Annotated in this window: 6 protein-coding genes; 4 read left to right on the top strand and 2 right to left on the bottom strand. The window is 44.2% G+C overall.

Going from position 1 to position 7,356, the window contains the following annotated elements:
• Positions 1 to 84 precede the first annotated feature (84 nt).
• The gene (locus tag ABEB05_RS17025) at positions 85 to 1,122 is read left to right on the top strand and encodes a transposase (RefSeq protein ID WP_345694319.1); all 1,038 of its coding nucleotides are present in this window, start codon (positions 85 to 87) and stop codon (positions 1,120 to 1,122) included.
• 424 nt (positions 1,123 to 1,546) lie between these two features.
• Here ABEB05_RS17025 and ABEB05_RS17020 read toward each other — a convergent pair whose 3' ends face one another.
• Positions 1,547 to 2,314 (bottom strand): hypothetical protein, encoded by a 768-nt coding sequence (locus ABEB05_RS17020; RefSeq protein WP_265791999.1) that lies wholly within the window; start codon positions 2,312 to 2,314, stop codon positions 1,547 to 1,549.
• Positions 2,315 to 2,768: 454 nt separating this feature from the next.
• Here ABEB05_RS17020 and ABEB05_RS17015 point away from each other — a divergent pair, with 454 nt between their 5' ends.
• Both ABEB05_RS17015 and ABEB05_RS17010 read left to right on the top strand, forming a co-directional pair.
• Positions 2,769 to 3,524: an SDR family NAD(P)-dependent oxidoreductase gene (locus ABEB05_RS17015; protein ID WP_265791997.1), complete on the top strand. Its 756-nt coding sequence runs from the start codon at positions 2,769 to 2,771 to the stop codon at positions 3,522 to 3,524.
• A 145-nt stretch (positions 3,525 to 3,669) separates the two neighbouring features.
• Positions 3,670 to 4,251: a TetR/AcrR family transcriptional regulator gene (locus ABEB05_RS17010; RefSeq protein WP_265791996.1), complete on the top strand. Its 582-nt coding sequence runs from the start codon at positions 3,670 to 3,672 to the stop codon at positions 4,249 to 4,251.
• 445 nt (positions 4,252 to 4,696) lie between these two features.
• Here the strand turns inward: ABEB05_RS17010 and ABEB05_RS17005 are convergent, their stop codons facing one another.
• The gene (locus tag ABEB05_RS17005) at positions 4,697 to 5,758 is read right to left on the bottom strand and encodes a 6-bladed beta-propeller (protein WP_265791994.1); all 1,062 of its coding nucleotides are present in this window, start codon (positions 5,756 to 5,758) and stop codon (positions 4,697 to 4,699) included.
• Positions 5,759 to 5,956: 198 nt separating this feature from the next.
• Between ABEB05_RS17005 and ABEB05_RS17000 the strand changes: the two genes are divergently transcribed.
• On the top strand, positions 5,957 to 6,994 hold the full coding sequence (locus ABEB05_RS17000; protein ID WP_345694319.1) for a transposase: 1,038 nt from the start codon (positions 5,957 to 5,959) through the stop codon (positions 6,992 to 6,994).
• Positions 6,995 to 7,356 lie beyond the last annotated feature (362 nt).

Below are 7,356 nucleotides of genomic sequence, written 5' to 3'. Positions count from 1 at the left end.
TGTCCGGTATTATGCATTAGAAAGAGGACACCTGTAGATTGGTAAGAATCCACATTCACTACCAACCCAACAGGAGGTCCTCTTATGAATACAACTACACATTACGCAGGAATGGACATTCATGCAAGTAATACCGTCATACAGTCCATCGACCCAAAGGGGGAGCAAGTGCAACAGCAGGAGGTGCCCACCCGAGCAGACAAACTGATCAGCTGGGCTCGCAACTACCCGCATGGCCAGCTGCAGGTAATCCTTGAACAGGGTACACATGCTCGCTGGGTAGCAAGTGCCATGGCTCCGTGGGTCGACCGGCTGGTCATCTGTGATCCAGCCACCAATGCCTTGGTTCATCGCGGGGGGACTAAAAATGACCGAACCGATGCGCACAAGCTGGCTCGGTTGCTTCGACTGGGCGAATACAAGCCGGTCTGGTGGCAACCTTTGGAAGCCCGCCACGTGTTCAAATCGCGCATGAAGATGTATCTGCGCCAGCGCCGGGCCAAGGCTGCGGCCATTCAGCGATTGACCCATTATTTGCGGCATATTGGAGTGCGGATACCCACCGGCAGCAGCCGGTTTAGTTTCCGCAGGGGCAAGGAATGGATCAGTCAAATTAGCTCCGGTGAGCATCGCAAGCTCGCCGAACAGAAGCTGGAGTTTATCACCTACCACCACGAGCGGTCACTGCAAATCTTTCGGGGTATCCGCGAGCAAGGCAAAAACTACTGGGAGATTGCCGAGTTTGCCAAGATTCCCGGTATTGGGCCGGTAGGTTCCCATCTGTTTTCGGCCTTGTTGGAAGATCCCCACCGGTTTCGCCGACGCAGCCAGGTCTATAAGTTTTGCCAGTTGGCCGTTGTTAGTCGCAGTTCGGCCGGACAGTCGGTGAGCCGCAAACGCTTGGACAAACAGGGTTATGGGGAACTCAAGGCTATGAGTTATCGGGCTTGGCTGAGCGCTGCTAATGCAACGAATGACAATGAAGTTAAACAATTTTGGAAAGACAGCTGCCGCCGGGCCAGCAGTGAACGAAATGCCCGGCTCAATACCCAACGCAAAATTATTAACGTTATGTGGAGCCTATGGAAGAACGGACGGATCTATGATCCCGACAAGTTTTAATATCTAAATAACCGCTTTTGACAAATTCCCATCCCAGCGATGGGCAAGGCCCGGGCAGGCTCTTATTAACGCGTAATCCGGCAGCCCGCTGCCGAGGTTCTAGTCCGGTTAGCCGCCTGGGCCACCCTTTGAATACTAAGCCAGATAAGACATTAGACGTCTCCAGACGAAGGGAGGCAGTCTCAGATAAACGCCTGGACAAGATTCATGTCCTCTTAGAAAGTAATCTCATACATCAGGGATAGGGGAATAGTAGTCAATAGCAGTATGGAATTATTCAATGGCAGGTGTCCTAGCAACCACTCAGGTAGGATCAAAGGAGAAGTATGGAGTGAGTTGACTTTCTAATGCATAAACGCGTTAATGCACGGGTTATAGGGTTTTCAAGCACGAAAATACGACCGGTGTAGTACTCAGAAAGATTTTATAGCAACCGTTTTAGGAAATATAGACCAATAATAAACGTGCCGATTAATGTGGCCTTATGAATACGTTTATCCTTGTAAAAGTCATAGGCCCAGATGGGAGTAATCATAAATGTGTGAATGATTTCAGAAGCCCAGGGTCCCGTCCATTCATTAATTAATATCCCCCATCTGCTCGCTGCGGCATTTGCCAAGGCAATAGTGGCAAATAGCATATACCGTTTATGCTCATCAGGTGAAGTGCGATAGATGAATCCCAGAATTAAAAGTATAGCAAATTCAAAAATAGCCACGAAACCTCCAGAAAGAAACATACCCGGAAGGGCTTTGGATAGTGTGGTAAGACCCTGTGTTATTCCGCTCTGAATCACCAAGGATACCATGAATAGTCCAAGTAATGCCACAAGCACTCCCCAGAGAAATCCATATTTTCCAACCTTGGTGTGCCTTTTTGTATTATTTCGTGCTACTAATAAGGTTTGGTAACAAAGAGTACCCATCCATGCCATAAAAACGAAAGCATGTATGTGTGTTTTCCACGTTATTTCAACAAAACCACTTTTAGCAAATTCTTTGCCGGAAAATAAATCCCCGAAGTAAGTAGGCCAAAAACCGACTACAACAATAAAGGTTAAGTAAATGGCCATACCAACAAAGAAGGTGAGCGAAAATGATGAACTATGACTTGTGGGTTGACCCGGTTCTTGATGGTAGTCTAATTTATTTTGCAATATGGCCTCGTCATTAATGGATATATCTTCTGACAAGATATTACAATAAACTGAACCCCCAAATTTGTTCCTAAGGATTGGTGGAGAATCAGGATTTTAATGAACGCTTATATGTTCTAACACTTTTTGGCAATTTCGTTTGAACAAATGAGAGGAGTATAAGGTAAAACCCTATAACGACATTGCGCTTAACCGGCGCACGGATTGGTGTGAATAGCGATTGCAGTTTACTATTTGGAGCCGGAAAAACAAAACTGGCAGGGTAGGCGAGGTGCGTCCCCTTAATGCGCGGGGTTATACCACCTAAGATATTGTTGTTATTACGGTATAGTTCAAATAATGAGAATAGAATTCTCAATTAATTAAAATTATCATCAGAAGATACCGCAAATTGACTGGACATTTTATTTGGAATAAACGTTCCAATATAATAATATTTGGTACCGGAACGATCGTTCCATAATAATTAACTTCAAAACCAATTATATATATGAATCAGTTAGAAAATAAAGTTTCCGTGGTTACCGGTGGTAACAGCGGAATTGGATATGCATCCGCCAAGAAATTAAAGAAACAAGGATCAACAGTTATCATTATCAGCAGAAACACCGCAAAAGTACAAAAGGCTGCTGAAGAGCTTGGTGTCAAAGGTATTGTTGCTGATGTTGCGGATCTGGAAGCTATTGAAAGGGCAGTAGATCAGGTTAAAAATGAATTTGGCAATGTCGATATTTTGTTCGTAAATGCCGGAATTTTCCAACCCGCACCGATAGGTCAAATAACTGAAGAGATGTTTGATCATCAAATGGGTATTAATTTTAAAGGGGCTGTTTTTACCATAGAAAAATTCTTACCGATATTAAACGACGGAGCCAGTATTATCAATCTGGCATCTGTAAATGCTTACGCGGGAATGTCGAACACTGCTGTATATGCAGCGTCTAAAGCAGCTTTAAATTCCTATACACGCATAGCTGCTACAGAATTAGCACCCAGAAATATTCGTATCAATTCGGTAAATCCGGGTCCGGTATCCACACCAATATTTGGCAAAACCGCTATGAGCGAAGAACAGATTGATGGTTTTGCTGAGGCTATGCAAGATCGTATTCCGTTAAACCGTTTTGGTGAGCCGGAAGATATTGCTGAGCTGGTAAGCTTTTTGGCTTCTGACAAAGCCTCCTTTATTACTGGTGGAGAATACAATATAGATGGAGGTATTAATATAAATCCTTTAATCGGGTAAATTTTTTTATCAAAACTTGGAATGATTATTCCAAATACTGTAGTTTAGGAGGGCAAGAGTTTTCTTGCCCTTTATTAATTAATGGAATTAGATAGATTTATAATCCATATAGATTGTTTATTAAGTAAAATTTGTATTTGTATCTATGCCAAGAGCTAAGTTATTTGACGAAAAAGAAGTGCTTATTAAGGCCATGAATCTCTTTTGGAAAAATGGCTATTATGATACTTCTGCGCAGGATTTAGTGGATGAGTTGGGAATTAGCCGGTCTAGCTTGTACGATACCTTCGGTGGAAAAAAGCAGCTGTTTGAAAAGGCTTTTCAGCTTTATAGAGATGAAAACTTAAAAGCCGTTTCTCAGCTTCTTGCATCACACAAAGATGTTAAGGTTGGTTTTCTGGCGCTGTTTGAAAAGGCCATTGAGGAATCAAAAAAGGATAAGGAGGCAAAGGGGTGTTTTGTTGTTAATACAACTGCTGAGTTGGTTCCAAATGATCATTCTTTTCTTAAAGACCTACAAGAAAACCAACAGAAGTTTGTAGAAACTTTTCGTGGTTACTTGAAAGAAGGTGTGGAAAAAGGTCAAATACCTGCCGATAAAGAGTTGGAGGCCATAGCCAGGCTTTTTTACACTTTTTACAGTGGACTCAAAATTGTAAGTAAAGTAAGTTTCAACGAGCAGGAAACACTACAGTCGGTGGAAAATTTATTGTCAATATTGGATTGATTTTAATACTGCTTGCGACTGAAAAATATAATTATGAGCAAGCGCTTATCCTTTGGAATGTACTCAAATCAAAAACTCATTTCTCAGAAACTGACTAATAGACAGATTAAGAATGACTCTGTCTCAACCAAGCCCTCAATAGGGAGTCCGTCATTCACTCAGAAAGTATTGAAATTGCTATTCTCGTTATCACTCTCATTGGCATTAAGAGTCTGGGGAATGGTGTGGAATGTAATGTTTTTCATTAATTGACGTCAGTTTGAGATAAAATAAGATTTTAGGCAGAATAACAGTCTGGTGTTTAACCGGTTTGGCCATTTACAGCTGCAAAGTGGTAAAAAAACAATTAATAGCACAACTTAGAAAAATTTTATTGCCAGCAATGAACGGCAAAATCCGATTGAAACGCGTGTTATAATTCAAACAGATTGCTGTTTCTCTTAGGCTAAATTTCCAAATTGGTCTGATACACCTGGCCAATTTGTGGGGCACTCAAATAAAGCTTGTTGTCAGACGAATCAATGGCAAAATCAAAAAATGTAGGTTCCTTTTCTGGGACGTGATAAATAGTAGTAATTTCTCCATTCTTGTTGATTCTCACCAATTTTCTGGGGTGGTCTTCGACAGGCATCCACAGCAAGAAAACGCGTCCATCGACTACTTTCATGCTTGTAATATACCTGTAGGAGGGGAGCACATCGGTGGGTGCCTTTTTAGCTCGCTCCACCGCTTTTTGAAATATTAGCTTATTCACGGGTAAATCCACAGCGGTTTCCCAGAGAAGCCTTCCATCAATCGAATATTTTTGAATGCGACTGTAAGCTTCAAGGAAGACATATAGATGCTTACCATCAAGATAAAGAGTAACCTGGTTTTTATACATTCCTGGGATTTCCCCACCGGCCAGGGTTTGCCTGGCAATTTCTAGACGCTGCGGTGGATTTTCTTCACCAAGTGCTTCCCCAAAATAATTGACGGTATCTTTTGTAGTGTCGACTAGTTTAATCAAACTTCCATTTGCTCCTATCGCACCGACAAAGTATTTTCCCACGCCCATTACCGCCATCTTACCATCGTATGGGTTTTCTTCAAAAGTGAAGCTGCGTTCAAAATCTCCAGAATAGTTGAACTGATTCACCCGTTGCAACTCGGCATCTATCACGTTGATGGATGCCCGGCTTTGGTCAATGTACTGGGGACGGGAAAACTCCCCGGGACCTTTGCCTTTACCTCCAAACCGAAACTCAAAGGCTCCATGATCGTTAAAAACTAAAACCTCGTTTAGCTTGCTATCTAACACGGCTATACGGGACTTCCCCAGCATCTCAATGGAGGAAGGTTGAACCATCCCGTTCTGCTCAAAATCTATAAACAATTGAGGCTTTGCCAGAACCTCTGGTTTAATTTTATCTACGGTATGTAATTTATTGTCTGAACTACAGCTAAAAAAAATAAAAGCTGTGAAAACTAAGAGTCCCCAGTGATATTGAGTTTTTAATTTCATCATCGATTATTTTGAATTATAACGGCCTGGCGCATAACCTGCGCACGAAGTAATGTTGAATTACAACTAACGAAAGAGGAGCCTCAAAACCAAGAGCAGCAAAGAATTGGCGAGGTCTGTCCGGTATTATGCATTAGAAAGAGGACACCTGTAGATTGGTAAGAATCCACATTCACTACCAACCCAACAGGAGGTCCTCTTATGAATACAACTACACATTACGCAGGAATGGACATTCATGCAAGTAATACCGTCATACAGTCCATCGACCCAAAGGGGGAGCAAGTGCAACAGCAGGAGGTGCCCACCCGAGCAGACAAACTGATCAGCTGGGCTCGCAACTACCCGCATGGCCAGCTGCAGGTAATCCTTGAACAGGGTACACATGCTCGCTGGGTAGCAAGTGCCATGGCTCCGTGGGTCGACCGGCTGGTCATCTGTGATCCAGCCACCAATGCCTTGGTTCATCGCGGGGGGACTAAAAATGACCGAACCGATGCGCACAAGCTGGCTCGGTTGCTTCGACTGGGCGAATACAAGCCGGTCTGGTGGCAACCTTTGGAAGCCCGCCACGTGTTCAAATCGCGCATGAAGATGTATCTGCGCCAGCGCCGGGCCAAGGCTGCGGCCATTCAGCGATTGACCCATTATTTGCGGCATATTGGAGTGCGGATACCCACCGGCAGCAGCCGGTTTAGTTTCCGCAGGGGCAAGGAATGGATCAGTCAAATTAGCTCCGGTGAGCATCGCAAGCTCGCCGAACAGAAGCTGGAGTTTATCACCTACCACCACGAGCGGTCACTGCAAATCTTTCGGGGTATCCGCGAGCAAGGCAAAAACTACTGGGAGATTGCCGAGTTTGCCAAGATTCCCGGTATTGGGCCGGTAGGTTCCCATCTGTTTTCGGCCTTGTTGGAAGATCCCCACCGGTTTCGCCGACGCAGCCAGGTCTATAAGTTTTGCCAGTTGGCCGTTGTTAGTCGCAGTTCGGCCGGACAGTCGGTGAGCCGCAAACGCTTGGACAAACAGGGTTATGGGGAACTCAAGGCTATGAGTTATCGGGCTTGGCTGAGCGCTGCTAATGCAACGAATGACAATGAAGTTAAACAATTTTGGAAAGACAGCTGCCGCCGGGCCAGCAGTGAACGAAATGCCCGGCTCAATACCCAACGCAAAATTATTAACGTTATGTGGAGCCTATGGAAGAACGGACGGATCTATGATCCCGACAAGTTTTAATATCTAAATAACCGCTTTTGACAAATTCCCATCCCAGCGATGGGCAAGGCCCGGGCAGGCTCTTATTAACGCGTAATCCGGCAGCCCGCTGCCGAGGTTCTAGTCCGGTTAGCCGCCTGGGCCACCCTTTGAATACTAAGCCAGATAAGACATTAGACGTCTCCAGACGAAGGGAGGCAGTCTCAGATAAACGCCTGGACAAGATTCATGTCCTCTTAGAAAGTAATCTCATACATCAGGGATAGGGGAATAGTAGTCAATAGCAGTATGGAATTATTCAATGGCAGGTGTCCTAGCAACCACTCAGGTAGGATCAAAGGAGAAGTATGGAGTGAGTTGACTTTCTAATGCATAAACGAGTT

The organism is Fodinibius salicampi, from assembly GCF_039545095.1.
In the GTDB taxonomy this organism is placed as follows: domain Bacteria; phylum Bacteroidota; class Rhodothermia; order Balneolales; family Balneolaceae; genus Fodinibius; species Fodinibius salicampi.
This window is presented reverse-complemented; position numbering and strand designations above follow the sequence as displayed.

What these genes read in the sequence shown, in the direction of transcription:
- ABEB05_RS17025 (WP_345694319.1), top strand. Translation starts at nt 85, where the DNA reads ATGAATACAACTACACATTACGCAGGAATGGACATTCATGCAAGTAAT.
- ABEB05_RS17015 (WP_265791997.1), top strand. Translation starts at nt 2,769, where the DNA reads ATGAATCAGTTAGAAAATAAAGTTTCCGTGGTTACCGGTGGTAACAGC.
- ABEB05_RS17010 (WP_265791996.1), top strand. Translation starts at nt 3,670, where the DNA reads ATGCCAAGAGCTAAGTTATTTGACGAAAAAGAAGTGCTTATTAAGGCC.
- ABEB05_RS17005 (WP_265791994.1), bottom strand. Translation starts at nt 5,758, where the DNA reads ATGATGAAATTAAAAACTCAATATCACTGGGGACTCTTAGTTTTCACA.
- ABEB05_RS17000 (WP_345694319.1), top strand. Translation starts at nt 5,957, where the DNA reads ATGAATACAACTACACATTACGCAGGAATGGACATTCATGCAAGTAAT.